12 protein-coding genes are annotated in these 16,143 nt (G+C 63.4%); 8 read left to right on the forward strand and 4 right to left on the reverse strand.

Annotation, left to right across the window (positions count from 1 at the left end):
• Positions 1–29 precede the first annotated feature (29 nt).
• Together AS9A_RS08840 and AS9A_RS08845 are read left to right on the forward strand one after the other, a co-directional pair.
• Positions 30–1,268, forward strand: coding sequence for a hypothetical protein (locus tag AS9A_RS08840; RefSeq protein ID WP_013806627.1), 1,239 nt, complete (start codon positions 30–32; stop codon positions 1,266–1,268).
• Between the two features lie 79 nt (positions 1,269–1,347).
• Positions 1,348–2,640: an MFS transporter gene (locus AS9A_RS08845; RefSeq protein WP_013806628.1), complete on the forward strand. Its 1,293-nt coding sequence runs from the start codon at positions 1,348–1,350 to the stop codon at positions 2,638–2,640.
• A gap of 7 nt (positions 2,641–2,647) precedes the next feature.
• Here the strand turns inward: AS9A_RS08845 and AS9A_RS08850 are convergent, their stop codons facing one another.
• Complete coding sequence (locus AS9A_RS08850) at positions 2,648–3,055, reverse strand: hypothetical protein (protein ID WP_041450977.1); 408 nt, start codon at positions 3,053–3,055, stop codon at positions 2,648–2,650.
• Positions 3,056–3,307: 252 nt separating this feature from the next.
• Between AS9A_RS08850 and AS9A_RS08855 the strand changes: the two genes are divergently transcribed.
• The gene (locus AS9A_RS08855; RefSeq protein WP_013806630.1) at positions 3,308–4,177 is read left to right on the forward strand and encodes an Fpg/Nei family DNA glycosylase; all 870 of its coding nucleotides are present in this window, start codon (positions 3,308–3,310) and stop codon (positions 4,175–4,177) included.
• A gap of 20 nt (positions 4,178–4,197) precedes the next feature.
• Here the strand turns inward: AS9A_RS08855 and ypfJ are convergent, their stop codons facing one another.
• The gene (gene ypfJ, locus AS9A_RS08860; RefSeq protein ID WP_013806631.1) at positions 4,198–5,091 is read right to left on the reverse strand and encodes a KPN_02809 family neutral zinc metallopeptidase; all 894 of its coding nucleotides are present in this window, start codon (positions 5,089–5,091) and stop codon (positions 4,198–4,200) included.
• Between the two features lie 144 nt (positions 5,092–5,235).
• Here ypfJ and aspS point away from each other — a divergent pair, with 144 nt between their 5' ends.
• The 4 genes from aspS to AS9A_RS08880 are packed head-to-tail and all read left to right on the forward strand — an operon-like array spanning position 5,236 to position 11,684.
• Positions 5,236–7,005: an aspartate--tRNA ligase gene (gene aspS / locus AS9A_RS08865; protein ID WP_013806632.1), complete on the forward strand. Its 1,770-nt coding sequence runs from the start codon at positions 5,236–5,238 to the stop codon at positions 7,003–7,005.
• Positions 7,006–7,057: 52 nt separating this feature from the next.
• Positions 7,058–9,598, forward strand: a complete 2,541-nt coding sequence (locus AS9A_RS08870; RefSeq protein ID WP_013806633.1) for a circularly permuted type 2 ATP-grasp protein — start codon at positions 7,058–7,060, stop codon at positions 9,596–9,598.
• Positions 9,595–10,491: a transglutaminase family protein gene (locus AS9A_RS08875; RefSeq protein WP_013806634.1), complete on the forward strand. Its 897-nt coding sequence runs from the start codon at positions 9,595–9,597 to the stop codon at positions 10,489–10,491. The genes AS9A_RS08870 and AS9A_RS08875 overlap by 4 nt, the downstream gene beginning before the upstream one ends.
• Positions 10,492–10,544: 53 nt before the next feature.
• Positions 10,545–11,684, forward strand: a complete 1,140-nt coding sequence (locus AS9A_RS08880; protein ID WP_013806635.1) for a phosphotransferase family protein — start codon at positions 10,545–10,547, stop codon at positions 11,682–11,684.
• A 1-nt stretch (position 11,685) separates the two neighbouring features.
• Here AS9A_RS08880 and AS9A_RS08885 read toward each other — a convergent pair whose 3' ends face one another.
• Both AS9A_RS08885 and AS9A_RS08890 read right to left on the reverse strand, forming a co-directional pair.
• Positions 11,686–12,948, reverse strand: coding sequence for an alkaline phosphatase family protein (locus AS9A_RS08885; protein ID WP_013806636.1), 1,263 nt, complete (start codon positions 12,946–12,948; stop codon positions 11,686–11,688).
• 7 nt (positions 12,949–12,955) lie between these two features.
• Entirely contained in the window at positions 12,956–14,626 is a 1,671-nt protein-coding gene (locus AS9A_RS08890; RefSeq protein ID WP_013806637.1) for an alkaline phosphatase D family protein, read from the reverse strand.
• Positions 14,627–14,749: 123 nt separating this feature from the next.
• Here AS9A_RS08890 and AS9A_RS08895 point away from each other — a divergent pair, with 123 nt between their 5' ends.
• Positions 14,750–16,135, forward strand: a complete 1,386-nt coding sequence (locus AS9A_RS08895) for a replication-associated recombination protein A (protein ID WP_013806638.1) — start codon at positions 14,750–14,752, stop codon at positions 16,133–16,135.
• Positions 16,136–16,143: the final 8 nt, after the last annotated feature.

Here is a 16,143-nt window from a genome sequence, read left to right on the forward strand (position 1 = left end):
AGCATGCGTGAGTGCGGCATGATCGACTTATGGGGCGCGCGGATGCGCTCAAGCACGTTGTCGCTGAGCGCAAGGATGCGGTACTCCGGCGGTCACTCGAAGTGGTGTCTGGCCCGGATGGCTACCTCGTGTCCGGTCGGGAATCCGAGGTTGACGGCTTCACTGGCAGGGTAATCGGTGAATCGTTGGGCGCTGCCTCCGCCGTGGCAGTCCCCGCCCGCCTGCTGCCTGCTGTCACGGGCTCAAAGACATTGGCCAGGCGAACAGCAGTTTTCGTCAAGGTCGCACCGGATGCGCGCGAGATACTGGCTGCGCGCGGAGTGCTGCCGTCAGGCACCGGGATCTTCCGGACAGCGATCAAAGGCGCCACTGCGGTCCGGTCCGCGCACCTGCACTGGGTGGCGTCGATGCTGAGCCCTAAAAGCGTCCTCAGTGCGCAGTTGATCTATTCGCTAATGTCCCTGCGGACGGCCGTGCGCGACACGGAAAGCGCGGTGGAGCGGGTGGGGAACGCAGCGGACAGTGTCCTCGCGCTTGCGCAGGCCTCACGCGCCGGTGACGTCATTGGTCACCATCGCAGTTTGTGTCGTCTCCTCGATACGGTCGACGAGTCGGGAGTGCTCGCTTCAGCTGATTGGGAGGCTGTGGCCCCGCTGGGGCCGATGCTGGAGGTCACGGTCGAACGACTGCGTGCTCATGCGAGTCGAACACTGGATTCGGTTCCCGCTGACGCGCCAGTCTCAGCTCGCGCCCGGCACCTCGGCGCCGCGGCTGTCGAAAATCGTCTGGGCGAAACACTTCAGCTTCTCGCTGTGGCTGAAGAGTCCGTGTACGTATGGCAGCAGTTGCGGACGGAACGCGTGCGTGCGGAGGAACCTCAGCACCTGGAACCGATCCTGAAGTCTGTGCAGCAGCAGTTACAAGAACACAGAGATCGGGACAGCGACGTTGTGCGAGCGATCAGGGAGCAGCTTGCGGGTGCCGGGGCGATCCGGGTGCGTGACGTGCCGAGGTGGGCAGCGGCGTCTAAACTCCGGAAAGCTGTATCAGGATTGCGTGATGATCTTGATCAGTTTGCGCAGGCACGTGAAGGGCAGCTCGCTGGCTGGCTCGATGAGGACGCCCCCGAGCGTCCCGCCACGCTCGGGGAAGTGCGTCGGCGTGCTGCCGGGGCGGGCCGCGTCGCGCGATCGACGCTCGGCAGCGTAGGCAACCAGGTGTCTGCCCTCTCGCACATACGCGGCCGGTCCGAGCGTCCCACTACGTGACCTGCGTTGTGCGGAATCGTTCGACAACCACCATGATTATCTGTGTGGTCAACGATTCTCTAGCCCTCCGGGAAGTCTGGTGAGCCCCGCTTTTCTCCGCTCACCATTGGTCGTCTGGGGTGCTGGCCTGATCGCGTATGTCGTGGCAGTGCTGAACCGGACGTCGCTGGGAGTAGCTGGGCTCGAGGCGACGCAGCGCTACGAAATCACGGCAGGGATTCTCTCGTCGTTTGTTGTCCTGCAGGTGGTCGTTTACGCGGCGATGCAAATACCTTCTGGTGTGCTGCTCGACCGATACGGCTCACGGATCATGATCACGACGGGTGCGGTGATCATGGGTGCCGGTCAAGTTCTGCTCGCGCTCAGTACCGATCTTGAGTGGGCAATACTCGCTCGCGTGCTCGTGGGGCTTGGTGATGCGCTCATTTTCATCGCAGTCATCAGGCTCATTCCGCAATGGTTCCCGAGTCGGCAGGTTCCGGTAGTAACTCAGCTCACAGGTATTCTCGGCCAAAGCGGTCAGGTGCTGTCGGCGGTGCCGCTGCTCTTGTTGTTGCGTGGACCGGGTTGGCTCACCGCCTACTTGTCGGTGGCGGCGTTGTCGGTGCTGGTGGCGATCCTGGCCTTGGTGATTGTGCGAAACGATCCGCTTGGGCGGGAAGTGACGAGCAGGGCATCCTCCCTTCGGGAGGTCGGGAGGACAATTTTCTCGGTGTGGCGCCAGCCGGGCACGCGCCTCGGGTTTTATGCGCACATGGGGACATCATTCTCCGGCAACGTTTTCGTGCTGCTGTGGGGGTTTCCATTTCTCGTTACCGCGCAGGAGCTCAGTGAACCTGCTGCAAGCGTGCTGCTTACAGTCTTCGTGGTCGCGACGATCGCCATCGGTCCCACGGTAGGTGCACTTACGGCGCGGTATCCACTTCGCCGGTCGTGGCTGGTAATCGCGATAATCGGCGTCAACGTCGTCATGTGGACTCTCGTGCTGCTCGTCCCGTGGCCGGCGCCGTACTGGCTGATCCTGTTGTTAGTGATTGCGATGGCTGCGGGCGGTCCCGGCTCGATCATCGGTTTCGACTATGCGCGCACGTTCAACGATCCTCGCACGCTCGGAGTTGCTCAGGGCATGGTCAACCAGGGGGGATTCAGCGGCACCCTCGTTACCGTGGGTGCGGTCGGTCTCGTGCTCACGCTGTTCGGTGAATTCTCCGCTGAGGCCTTCCGTGCTGCCTGGCTAGTCCAGTACCCGATCTGGGCGGTCGCGATAATTGGGGTGCTGGCGACTCGCCGGAAAGCACGCCGGGACCTCGCTGCACAGGGCGTTGTTCCTAGGCGTATACGTGACGTTCTGCGCCGGAAATCGAGGCCGTGAGCGCCGATTATGCGGCCGCGCGGCGGTGTGCCTCCGATGTGTTGCGGCGCAGATTGCTGAACATCTGCCTGCTCTGGGTTGCCCACTGCTGGGTGGTTTCCGCCGCCCTCGTCATTAGTGGGGTCGCTATCCAGTCTAGGTCGCCCGAGAAGACGTACCGCGAGCCCAGTTCATCGCTGAAGTAGTACTTCAGTCCTGACGGATAGACGCGCTGCGGGCCGTGCACCACGATGATCCGGGAGCCGTATTTGCCCCAGTAGGTGGCGAAAGGCGCGTCGAGTGGATCGAGGCGCTGCCCAAGCCAGTGTGTGGCGAAGGTCTCCGCGTGGAGGGGAGCGCTGCTTACCGCCCGCCGCACAAAGTCATGCGGAATCCGAAGTGCGCTACATATAGTGTCGAGCCTCACCGCGGCCATTGTTCCCCCTTTGCCCGAGGCCTGACGGTGGCTTATGGCTGCCGCCGTGCCCGTGCTGCTGGACCATAAATTCCAGCTTCCCCGATTTGGGTCCGTCCATCAATTATATTCCAGATGAAAGGACTCGCGTCGTAACGGACGCGGATCACAGGCAAATTTCCGGTAATGTTAACTCAAGGAATGGTAAAGTAGCGTCGGCCGAGGTCAGCTAAAGCGCTTCTCGGGACGGCGCTGGCCAGGCACACTGAGTGGGTGCCTGAACTTCCTGAAGTAGAAGCTATCGCGCACTTTCTGCGCAAGCACGCCGTGGGGATGGGGATCGCGCGTATTGATGTCTCTCAGATTAGCGTGCTGAAAACGTTCGACCCGCCAATCGATGCGCTCCGTGAACGTACGGTCTCGGGCGTACAGCGCTGCGGAAAGTACCTGGCGCTAGTGTGCGCTCAACCTGGAGACAGTGAGATCTTCCTGGTCTTCCACCTTGCGCGCGCTGGGTGGCTGCGCTGGTCCGATGCGTTGTCCCCTGCAGCGCCGAAACCTGGCCGCGGACCGATTGCGTTGCGAATTCACCTGAGCGGCGGAGGCGGGCTCGACCTCACCGAGGCCGGGACCAAGAAGAATCTGGCCGTGTGGGTGACCCGTGATCTCGCTGCACTTCATCAAATCGAGAGATTGGGAACTGACGCGCTCGAGATCACGGAATCGGAACTCAGCGGAAAACTCCAGGGTTCGTCAGCACGGTTGAAGACGTTTCTCACCGACCAGACAGTTCTCTCGGGCATCGGAAATGCCTACTCCGACGAGATTCTGCACCTCGCCAAGCTATCGCCATTCGCCCAGGCGAATTCGTTGTCCGAGGAAGCCGCCCAGAATCTGCACACGGCCATCTACGCGGTCCTCTCCGATGCAGTGACAAGGTGCGTGGGCGAGAGTGTTGCCAGGCTGAAGGGGGAGAAGCGGTCAGGCTTGCGAGTGCATGCCCGGACAGGGTTGCCATGCCCAGAGTGTGGTGCTCCCGTTAGGGAGGTTGCCTATGCCGACCGTTCATTTCAGTACTGCGCGCAATGCCAGACCGGCGGGAAGGTTCTGGCTGACCGCAGGATGTCTCGACTACTGAAATAGTCTTACCAGCGCGCCAGAACTTACAGTTCTGTAGCGGTGAACGTGTCGCACGCTTCTATGTCGCCACTCTGGTAGCCGCGACTGAACCAGCGCTGCCGCTGTTCGGATGAGCCGTGGGTCCACGACTCTGGAGTCACCCTTCCGGCTGCCGCTTCCTGGATGCGGTCGTCGCCCACAGCCGATGCGGCGGACAGCGCGTCAGCAATGTCCTGATCGGTGAGCGGGAGCAAGAACGGCTCGGTCTCCCCGGGCATTGGAGTTTTATCGGCGTGATGCGCCCATATCCCCGCGTAGCAGTCGGCCTGCAGTTCCACGCGTACCGCACCAGATTCTGGCCCGCGTGGGTCCGTTCTGGAACGCTCGAGGTTGCCGAACATGTTCTGAATGTGGTGCCCGAACTCGTGCGCGACAACATACTGCTGAGCGAGTGGGCCCGTTGAAGCTCCGAAACGGCTGCTCAGCACGTCGAAGAACGAAGTGTCGAAATAGGTGGTTTGGTCAGCAGGGCAGTAGAAAGGGCCAACCGCACTCGTCGCGTTCCCGCAGGCTGTCGCAACGGTGCCGGCGAAGAGGGTGACACCGGGCGGCTGGTATTGCAGCCCCGCAGCGGGGAGCTGACCGGCCCAGATCTGGTCGAGGCTTTGCGCAGCCAGCACGACGCGGCAGTTGATATCGCGGTTCGCGTCCTCGCCCGAGACGCAGTGGGAAATGTCGGGTCCCGTACCGCCTCCCGCGGGAGCTCCATCAGGGTCGGTAAGCCCGGGCAGCTGACTGGGGTCACCGCCCGTCAGCAAGACGATGGCGAGCACGACGAGGGCGCCGATACCGCCACCGCCAATAGCCATCTTTTTGCCTGCGCCGCCACTCGTGCGCACTCGGTTCTGATCGATGCGCGCGTTCGGGTTGAACGTCATGACGATCAGTTTTCCACGAAGATCCTCGCCTCTCGGCCAGATCGCTTTTCTCCCGCGACGCCTCGACCGAGGATCGCTGTCGGGCACCCTTTAGGATCATATGGGGGCTCATGCTCCCGCTTGTGCAGATAAGGAAGGATCCCTGTGCTTCGCACTCATCTGGCCGGTTCGCTTCGCGCCGAACATGCCTCGCATACCGTCACCCTCGCTGGCTGGGTGGCACGTCGGCGTGACCACGGCGGTGTGATCTTCATCGACTTCAGGGACGCCTCCGGAGTGTGCCAGGTGGTGTTCCGCGAAGAGGCGATCCTGGAGCGCGCCCACAAGCTGCGTTCCGAGTTCTGCATCAGCGTGACCGGGACGGTGGAGTTGCGTCCGGAAGGTAACGCAAACTACGAGATCCCTACGGGGGAGATCGAGGTAAACGTCACCGCATTGGACGTGCTGAACGAAAGCGCGGCATTGCCGTTCCAACTTGACGAGGACCACGTCGGTGAGGAGGCGCGCCTGCGCTACCGTTACCTCGATTTGCGCCGCGAAGGGCCAGGCGAGGCGATCCGGTTGCGGTCACGTGTCAACGCTGCTGCCCGGGGCGTACTCGCGCGGCATGAATTCGTCGAGGTCGAAACCCCGACGCTTACTCGTTCAACACCGGAAGGCGCGCGTGACTTCTTGGTTCCCGCGCGGTTGCAGCCCGGCAGCTTTTATGCCCTGCCTCAGAGCCCGCAGCTGTTCAAGCAGCTGCTGATGGTGGCGGGCGTCGAGCGGTATTACCAAATTGCCCGCTGCTACCGGGACGAGGATTTTCGCGCGGACCGCCAGCCGGAATTCACCCAGCTTGACCTCGAGATGAGTTTTGTCCGTCAAGAGGACGTCATTCTGCTCGCCGAGGAGATTCTTTCCGCGCTATGGAAACTCATCGGGTACGAGATGGACACTCCGGTTCCGCAGATTACGTACGCGGACGCGATGCGCCGTTTTGGCACTGACAAACCGGACATGCGTTTCGAGCTCGAACTCGTAGAGTGCACCGAGTTCTTTCAGGACACCCCATTCCGCGTTTTCCAAGCGCCCTACGTCGGCGCGGTTGTGATGCCGGGCGGTGCCAGCCAGCCGCGGCGTCAGCTTGATGCCTGGCAAGAGTGGGCGAAGCAGCGGGGCGCCAAGGGGCTCGCGTATGTGCTGGTTGCCGAGGACGGTTCTCTCGGTGGGCCCGTTGCGAAGAATTTGTCCGAGACGGAACGTGAGAAGCTGGCGGAACACGTCGGCGCGAAGCCCGGCGACTGTGTCTTCTTCGCGGCCGGCGCCCCAAAGGCACAGCGCGCACTCCTCGGCGCAGCTCGCGTGGAGATTGCCAAGCGCACCGGGCAGCTCGACGAGAACGCGTGGTCGTTCGTCTGGGTGGTCGACGCACCGCTGTTCGAGCCAGTGGAAGAAGCGACGGCCAGTGGCGACGTGGCACTGGGCTACAGCGCGTGGACGGCTGTCCACCACGCGTTCACCTCGCCAAGACCAGAGAGTGTCGACACGTTTGACACTGATCCAGGCTCGGCGCTGGCTTACGCTTACGACATCGTCTGCAACGGACACGAGATTGGCGGCGGAAGCATCCGTATTCATCGCCGTGACGTCCAAGAGCGTGTCTTCAAGGTCATGGGCATTTCGCACGAGGAGGCGCAGGAGAAGTTCGGCTTCCTCCTGAACGCATTCGCTTTCGGTGCCCCGCCGCACGGCGGTATCGCATTCGGATGGGACCGCATCGTCGCCCTGCTGTCGAAGTCGGATTCGATTCGGGACGTCATCGCATTCCCGAAGACCGGTGGAGGAGTCGACCCACTCACTGACGCGCCGGCCCCAATCACCGAGCAGCAGCGCAAGGAGTCGGGAATTGACGCGCGCCCGGCCCGCACATGATGCCAGCGTGCTACTGACCTGAGTGCCCGGCACCATTTCAAGGGCGGTGACAATGGCCGGCGAAGGACTCGCACCCACTGACGGGCTGAGCGAGGATCGGCGTGAGCTAAATGAGGCTGACTCGATTCTCGCGCTCGGCGGAGAGGGGCTGCGGCGCTTGCGCGGACGTGTGCGGCGGCTTGTCGCCAACGACGGCATCACTTTTGAGGCTGAAAATTCTGCGTGGAATCTCGATCCGATCCCGCTCGTCGTGTCCGCCAAGGAGTGGAACCGGCTCGAGGCCGCGATGGCGCAGCGGGCGCGCCTCCTCGACGCCCTCCTCACTGACCTTTACGGAGAGCAGTCAGTTGTCAGCCGCGGACTGCTCCCTCCGGAGATGGTCTACGGTCATCGCGGTTACCTGCGCGGGGCACACGCCGCGTTCACTGCGAATGTCCGAGCTCTATTTCTTCATTCCGCGGATCTAGCGAGGTTACCGGGCGGCGAGTTTGCCGTGATCACCGATCACGCGCAGGCGCCCCTCGGAGTGGGTTATGCGCTCGCTGACCGCAAAGTGCTGTCGCGCGCCATGCCGCAGCTCTACCAGAAGGCAATGCCGCGACCGCTCTCGGCATTCGTTCAGGTGATGCGTGTTGCATTGGCTTCTGTGGCCCCAGGACATATATCAGATCCCCTGGTGGCGATTCTGAGCCCAGGTCCCGAAAGCCCGGCCTCGTTCGATCACGCGTTCCTCGCCTCCGTGCTCGGGTATCCGCTCGTGGAGAGCACGGACCTCACGGTGCGCGATGGCAGGCTCTGGATGCGAGCGCTAGGCAAACGCCTCCCGATCGATGTTGTCGTTCGGTTTGTTGATTCCGCCGCGACGGATCCGTTGGACCAGCGTTCAGCATCACGAACTGGGGTTGCGGGGCTCACGGAGATGGCGCGGCGCGGCGTGGTGAGCATCGTCAATCCAGTGGGGTGCGGCGTGGTGGAAAACGTCGCTCTGGGTTCGTACCTCCCGCAGATTTCCCGGGCCCTCATCGACGAGGACCTCCTCCTTGAATCGGTGCCCGGGTGGTGGGCGGGCACTAGCGATGGGTTGTCGTACATTAGTGACCACCTGCCGAATCTGCTACTCGAGAACATCCGGACCGGCGAGTCCTATGTGGGCAGCGATCTCAGCCGTGCGCAGCGCGAAGAACTGACGCAACGCATCGGGTCCGATGACTGGCAGTGGTGCGCGCAAGAGCGCCCTGATTACGAACGTGAACCCATCGTCACAGGGGCGGGGGGAGTATCCACTGCGCCTGTGACGCTCCGGTTGTTCTCCGTGGCGCAGCGTGCCGGATACACGACCATGGCTGGTGGCTTCGCTTATGTCCCGATCGAACAGTCAGCGGGTGTGACGGTGCCAGGGATCGGCGCAGCCAAGGACATCTGGGTGCAGGCGGACAAACGTGGGGAAGGGACGCATCCCGGCGCTGCCGGAGAACTCCCCGATTCGTTCCCGGACCTGATCGCCGCCCAGCACGGATTGCCCTGGGAGGGAGTCAGTTCCCCCCGGGTTCTTAGCGATCTGTTCTGGCTCGGCAGGTACGCCGAGCATGCTGAAGACACGGCACGGCTGTTGAATGCGGTGCGCGAACGCTATCAGGACTACCGCTTTCGCCCCTGGCTCCCGGGAAGCGGTTCGCTGGGCGTGCTTGTGTCCGCCCTGGCGACCGTTGCCGACTCCCAGTCCGGGGCCTCGCTCGTGGCTGCAGATTCGGTGACAGATGCGACGGCCGATGCATCTTTCGCGCTCGCTGAGATGCGTTCCTTGACGGGTGACGGTGAGCGTGCTGGTTCCCTCGCTTACTCGGTGCGCCACCTGGAGTCGGCAGCCCGCGGGGTTCGCGATCAGCTTTCCGTTGATACGTGGATGGTGCTGACGGGTGTGCGTGAGGCGATCAGCGAGTTCTGCGAGGACGAATCCAAGGATCCGGTTGTTATGGCGGCCGCGCACACCGCGGTGCTGCATGGAATGCTTGCCCTCGCGGGCCTCGGCGCGGAGTCGATGGTGCGTGACCCAGGCTGGTATCTCCTGGATATCGGCCGGCGCATCGAGCGCGGCCTCCAACTCACACGTCTTATCGGGGCCTCACTGACGAAGCAGCTCGCTGCGGCGGAGGAGCGGGCGGTGATCGAGTCTGTACTGCTCGCCTGCGAATCATCGGTGATGTACCGTCGCCGCCAGCACGGCGTCGTACGGGTAGCGCCAATGGCCGAACTGCTGGTATTCGACGGCTCGAACCCGCGTTCCCTGATCTACCAGCTCGAGCGGCTGCAGTCGGATTTTGCGGGCCTGCCGGAGGAAACAGTCCCTGTCAAAGTAACGCGGCTGATCACCGATCTGATCACGCACATTCGCCGGGCCGACCCGTCCAATCTAGGAGCGACGGACGAAGAAGGGCACAGAACCGTGCTGCGCTCCTTGATGCACGCGATCGGCACAGGGCTGGGCGAGTTGTCAGAGATCGTCGAATCAAGTCTGCTTGCCCCGCCCGTAGATATGCAGCCACTGTGGGGGTCGGCGGAGAGGGCTGAATTCCCAGGCGGTGTGACGGCGTGAGCGACCGCCTGTACGAAGTCACGCACATTACGACGTACACCTACCCGGAGCCGGTGACGTCTTCTTACGGACGCGGTTACCTGACTCCGCTGGAACTCCCGGAACAGCGGCGGCGTGAACACGCCGTCAGTGTCTCTCCCGAGCCCTCGGATCAGTCGTTCATGACTGACTTCTATGGAAACACCGCCTTTTACTTCCACGTCACGTCGGACCACGACGAACTCGTCGTGACGGGCCGGTCGCTCGTTGAAGTCGATGCGCCGCAGGAGGGGCATTTGACGACGGGACCGGCGGGTGCGCCGTGGGAGCTTTCACGGCCAGTCGGGAGGGAAGCGGCACGGGCCGTCGACTTCCGGCTCGACAACGACCCACCAGAGGTGACCGACGTTGTGCGCGAGTACGCGGCGCCAATATTCGTGCCCGGCAGATCCCTGGCCGAGGCGATATGGGACCTTACCCACCGGATCTACACCGACTTCACATATCACTCCGGATCAACGACCGTGTCAACGCGGGTGGCGGAGGTGATGCATCGCCGGTCGGGGGTATGCCAGGACTTCGCCCGAGTAGCGATCGCCTGCTTGCGTGCGCAGGGTCTCGCGGCGAGTTACGTATCGGGGTATCTTGCCACGACGCCACCTCCTGGCAAGGAGCGGATGGTCGGCGCGGACGCGACGCACGCGTGGGCCGCGGTGTGGCTGCCGGGAGGCGCTTGGCTGGCGTTTGATCCCACGAATGACCAGTTTGTGGACGAACGTTATGTCACCGTCGCGCGGGGTCGAGATTTCGTTGACGTTTCCCCGCTGCGCGGCATCATCTACACCCGAGCAAAGACGAGTTCGATGTCGGTGTCCGTCGACGTGGCTCCGGTCGCGTCCGTGGGAACTTCCTGAGAGCCCGCTGAGCAAGCAAAAACCTGGGCCCAAAGCAGGTAGCCTGGTATGCGATGACCGCACTTTTTACCAATTCAATGACGGCTGTGGTGGCTGCCGCCCAGCGTGTGCTGACGAAGCGCTACGGCGTGAACGTCCATCTGGCCGATCCAGAGGATCTGGGGGGAAGCGGTCAAGCAGCTGTGCTTCGCGTTCGCGTTGCTGAATCTCCGATCCGCCTTCCCCGCACTCTCATCATCAAACAGATGTGGGACTCCCGTGCGAGCGGTGTTGAAGGCTTTATCCGGGAGGCCGCGTCCTACCAGTTCGCCAACTCGCTCGCACGCGATCAGCGTCCAGGGCCGGAACTTCTCGGACACGACCTGGACCAGCGCTTGCTCATTCTGTCGGACCTCGGAGACGCCCGAACGCTCGGTGTCCTGCTGACCGGTGAGAATCCCGCATCGGCCACCCACCTCCTCATGGCCCTCGCCCAAGCGCTTGGGCGAATGCATGCCGCGACAGCCGGCCGTGCCGATGATTTCGCGGCGCTACTGCGCCGGGCCCGCGGCACACTGTCCCCGCAGGCGACTGCCGACGATGTAGAGGCGGTGCTGCCCTCAGTCCCGACGCTGCTTTCTGACGTACTCGGAGTGAGCACGCCCGTAGAGGTGGTCAGTGCTGTGGAGTCCGCCTCGCAACTCCTCTCGAATGGGTCGTTCCGCGCGTTCACCCCTGCAGATCTGTGCCCGGACAATATCGTCGTGAGCACCGACGGAGTGAAGTTCCTCGACTACGAGTGGGGCGGGTTCCGGGACGCCACACTTGACCTCGGTTGCATGCTCGTCTCATTCCCGCAGTGCCTGTGCGACCTTGGTCTCACCGTTGAGCAGTCCGACGCGATGGTCGAAGCGTGGCGAGCGGAGATCGCAGGGCTGTGGCCGCAACTGCTCGACGACGATGTCCTTTACCCGCGGTTGCTCGACGCCCGAATGTTATGGGTGTGGCTGTCAACCGCATGGCACCTTCCGGAGGACTACGCGCGCCGCGCCATGGAGCGCGATCACGTCCTAGCAGTGCCGCCTGCGCAGGCGCTGGCGAGCCGATGGGCCGGTTTGGCGCTGGCCGCGGACCAGATTGGCGCCGACGCGATAGCTGATCACGCAGATCAGGTGATGGACGCACTCAATCGCCGGACTGGCTTCACCGGCTAGCTCAGCCGGAGAAGCCGGGAAGTACGGCTCCGTCGAAACCGCCCGGTGGCGCGCTGATACTCAAGAGCGACGCCACCGTTGGCGCCACGTCCATCGTGGTCACCGCCGATGTGAACGTTTGTCCGCGCGGGACTGACGGATGGCCGCCGCTCACAATGAGTGGAATCGGCAGGGTCACGTCGTGGCCATGGTTGCCAGGTATCGGGTTTGACAGCACAGTGGGATCGGTGAAGCGCCACCCTGGGTGACAGAACGCCACGAGGTCGCCTGCCCGCTCGCCGAGCCCGAATTGTGCGGTTTCGTGAGTTGAGGCCACCCCGGCATGTCCCTCTGCGATGCGGCGCATACGCTGCACCGCTTCGTCACGGCTCTGGGCCGCACCGGTCCAGTACCAGAGCGACGCGCCGCCGTTGTCGGCGATCATGACGTTATCCCGGAGGAGCGGGTCGAGCGCGAACGGGATCTGCAAGCTGATCAGCGATAGTGGCGCTGACCAGTCCATCGAGTGGTCGGCCACGACGATGATGACGCTTCGGTTCCAGCTTCCAGAGTCCCGCATGTAGGAAACGAAGCGACCAAGTTGTTCGTCGGTGTTGCGCACAGCAGCCGTGCGCGCATACCGGAAGCCGGTGCCAGTGACATCGATATGGCCGACGCGGTCGACGTCGCCGAGGTTGGAGAACGTGAGTCGGGGGTGGTGCTCGGCGAGAGTCCGCAGGAGCGCGTCCATCGTCGACTGATCAGGCGCGTGATCAGTGAGCGGAATCAGCGGAGACGGGTTCCAGTGCACAGATGCGCGGCCCTGGAAAAGCCCGTGCAGGTACTCCTTGGAGAGGACACTTGCTGTCGTGAGGCCCCGCTGGGTCCGGGCGAGATCCAGCATCGTCGGCACGGTGAGGTCATCTGGCCGCTCGAGATAGCGGAACTGTCCCTCAGTGCGGTCGAAGATCTTGTTCGCGGGTACGCCATTGCGGTGTGGGAGGACCCCAGTCATCATCGCCGCGTGGTTTGGCAACGTTTCCGCGACCTGTATAGCGTTCGCGGTGACGTAGCGGCTGCCCTCGCGGGCGAGCGCCGAGAGCACCGGCATGAGCGCCCCGTTGACCTCGTCGACGCGGAGTCCGTCGACAACCACCACGTGGACGTCAATTGCGCCACCTGGTGGTGGCGCAGCATTCGCTCGTGTCGCGACGAGGCCCGCGGCAGCAGCACCGGTTCCCGCGATAAGAGTGCGACGCGTGATTCGTGGGTTCTGGGACGGCATCGTGGTATCAGGACCTTCCTGGGCGGTGCGTGGCGGGATCGAGGACACGGGCGGGCTCGATCGTGGGACTGCCGTCGCGCGTTCGATATGACAGGGCGTGCCGGGCAGCAGTGGCGGGGTTCGCAAGGTTCCCCACAAAGAACCAGTCCATCTGCACGTGGCCAGGAGTCACCTCACAAACGCCGTAGCCGTGAGAATCCAGTTCGACGTAACGGACGTGAGGGTTCACCTGGCGGATTGCTTCTTCAGCCGCGGGACTGACAGAGCGCTCGGGCACGCCGAGGATGTCGTCGATGTTCTTCGATGTCACCGAGGGAACGACGAATTCAACGGCTGCCGTCCCGGCGGCGGGGTAGTTCGCCGGGTTTATCGGCAGTTCACTGGCCCACGTCGAGTGAATGTCCCCGGTCAGGAACACGACGTTGGACGTCCCGGTCGTTGTGATGGCGTCAATGATCCGTCGCCGGTCAGCCGTATAACCGTCCCACTGATCCGTGTTGATCGGGATACCGCCGCGTGGCAGACCGAGCATCGTGGTGAGGGCCTCCGTTGTCGCCGGTTCGAGCGGCGGGACCACCAGCGGAGCAATCATTACTGGATTGCCGATCAGCCGCCACCGCGCCGCGGCGGTTGTCAGTCCTGTGACCAGCCATGACATTTGATCGGAACCGGTGATCGTACGCTCGGTCGCGTCCACCGCAGGCCAGCCTGTACCGGCGGCGGCCGGCTCATCGCGATAGCTTCTGAGGTCGATCATCGACAATTCGCACAAGTCACCGAACTGAAGGCGGCGATACAGCCGGTCTCCGGTTCCTCCAGGCCGCACCGGCATCCATTCCAGATAGGCCTGCAGTGCGCTGCGGTATCGCGTTTCCCACGGCCCCTGCGAAGCGGCGTCATGGTTCTCAGCGCCGCCGCGCCATGCGTCATTTGCCGATTCGTGGTCGTCCCAGATGGGAATCCACGGCACTGACGCGTGGAGACGCTGCAGGTCCGGATCGCCCTTGTACTGTCCGTGACGGATCCGGTAGTCGGCGAGCGAGACGATGTCATGGGCAGGTTGATGGAACCTGACCGACCCGGCCTTACCGCCGTATTCGCCAGCGCCATACTCGTACAGATAATCTCCGAGGTGGATGACCGCATCGAGGTCGCCGCGGTCCGCGAGATGCCGGTACGCAGCGAAATACCCGGCCTCCCAATTCGAGCAGGAAACCACACCAAACCTCAGCCGTGAAACGCCGGCCGAAGGCGCAGGCGCAGTACGTGTGGTGCCCACCGGCGAGGTCACTTGGGCGGCGGCACCGAGCCCAGTAAAGCGGTAGAAGTAGACGGTGTCAGGTTCGAGTCCGCTTGCATCGATCTTGACGGTATGGTCTCGCTCCGGGCCGGTTGTCGCTGTGCCCTGCGCGGCCAGTGACGCGAAAGCGGCATCCCGCGACACCTCCCAACGCACGCTCACCGCGGGACCCAGACCGGAACCGGGCAGCGCTTCTGAGGAGGGTGTGATCCGGGTCCAGAGGACGACACGATCGGGCAGTGGATCACCCGAAGCGACGCCATGGTTGAACGCAGGGCCCGCTTGTGCGAACGCTACTGAATGTGATGCTGCGGCGACCGCTCCCGCACCCGAAAACGCTGCAGCTGAGCGCAGCAACGCTCGCCGTGAGATCACCATTGGCTAATCACACACTATGTGGCAATTCGTGCGCGTGGAAGCGGGCGAATTCACGGAGAGTTCAGCCCGAGCGCGGCACAGCACCAACTCGGGGATTGCAGAACTTCCGGTATCCTCGCACAGGTGAGCGAAGAGCTTGACGACGTCCTCTTCAGTACTGCCTCTGTACCGGGGCGAACTGAGCAGCGCGGGCCGGCCGGAACATCGCGTGGTGCGCTGCGGCCGCTGGCGGTTCGCATGCGGCCGGAATCGCTGGATGAGGTCGTAGGGCAGGAACATCTACTTGCTCATGCGTCGCCCTTGCGCCGCCTCATCGAAGGTTCTGGTGCCGCATCGGTGATCCTCTACGGCCCTCCGGGCACCGGGAAAACGACGATGGCATCGCTGATTTCCCAGGCCACGGGCCGCCGGTTTGAGGCGCTCTCCGCGTTGTCGGCGGGCGTCAAAGACGTCCGCGCCGTGATCGATCTCGCGCGCCGCCGCCTCGTCAACGGGGAGCAAACGGTGCTTTTCATCGACGAGGTCCACCGCTTTTCCCGAACTCAGCAGGATGCCCTTCTCTCCGCCGTCGAAGACAGAACGGTGTTGCTCGTTGCTGCCACGACCGAAAACCCTTCCTTCTCTGTGGTCGCACCATTGCTGTCGCGGTCGCTCATCTTGCAGTTAAAGCCACTCGACGCGCCCGCGATTGGAACCTTGATCGACCGAGCGGTTTCAGACTCACGCGGGCTCGCTGGGCAAGTACGTCTGACGGCCGAAGCCCGGGACCATCTGATCGCGTTGTCCGCCGGTGACGCGCGGCGTGGTCTGACGGCGCTGGAGGCGGCGGCAGAATCGGCAGTGGCGCGCAACCCAGACACGGCGTCTGCGCCGGTGGCTGTCGGCCTGGAAACAGTTGAAGCTTCCGTAGACAGGGCGGCTGTGCGCTATGACCGAGATGGCGACCAGCATTATGACGTTATCAGTGCCTTCATCAAATCAATCCGTGGTTCCGACGTCGATGCTGCGCTGCACTATCTCGCGAGGATGATCACCGCGGGAGAGGATCCGCGGTTCATCGCGCGCAGGCTTGTAGTGCATGCCAGTGAGGACATCGGCATGGCTGATCCGTCCGCGCTGCAGACGGCGGCGGCTGCTGCGCAAGCGGTACAGCTGATCGGAATGCCGGAGGCCGGCCTGACGCTGGCGCACGCGACGATTCATTTGGCGACGGCCCCGAAATCCAACGGTGTGGTGGCGGCGCTGAACGCGGCAATGAAGGACGTCGCCGCGGGCAAAGCGGGGCCCGTGCCTGCTCACCTCCGTGACGGTCACTATTCGGGAGCATCGTCGCTGGGCAGCGCCGTCGGTTACCGCTACCCGCACGACGTCGTGGAAGGGGTGCTTCCGCAGCAGTATCCGCCGGATGAACTGGTTGGGGTGGACTACTATCGGCCGGCCGGGCGCGGCACCGAGCGGGACTTGGTCGTCCGGGTCTCGAAGCTCCGCAAGATCATCCGGGGGAAGTAGACGGCCCT

It is taken from the genome of Hoyosella subflava DQS3-9A1 (genome assembly GCF_000214175.1).
GTDB classification, from domain to species: domain Bacteria; phylum Actinomycetota; class Actinomycetes; order Mycobacteriales; family Mycobacteriaceae; genus Hoyosella; species Hoyosella subflava.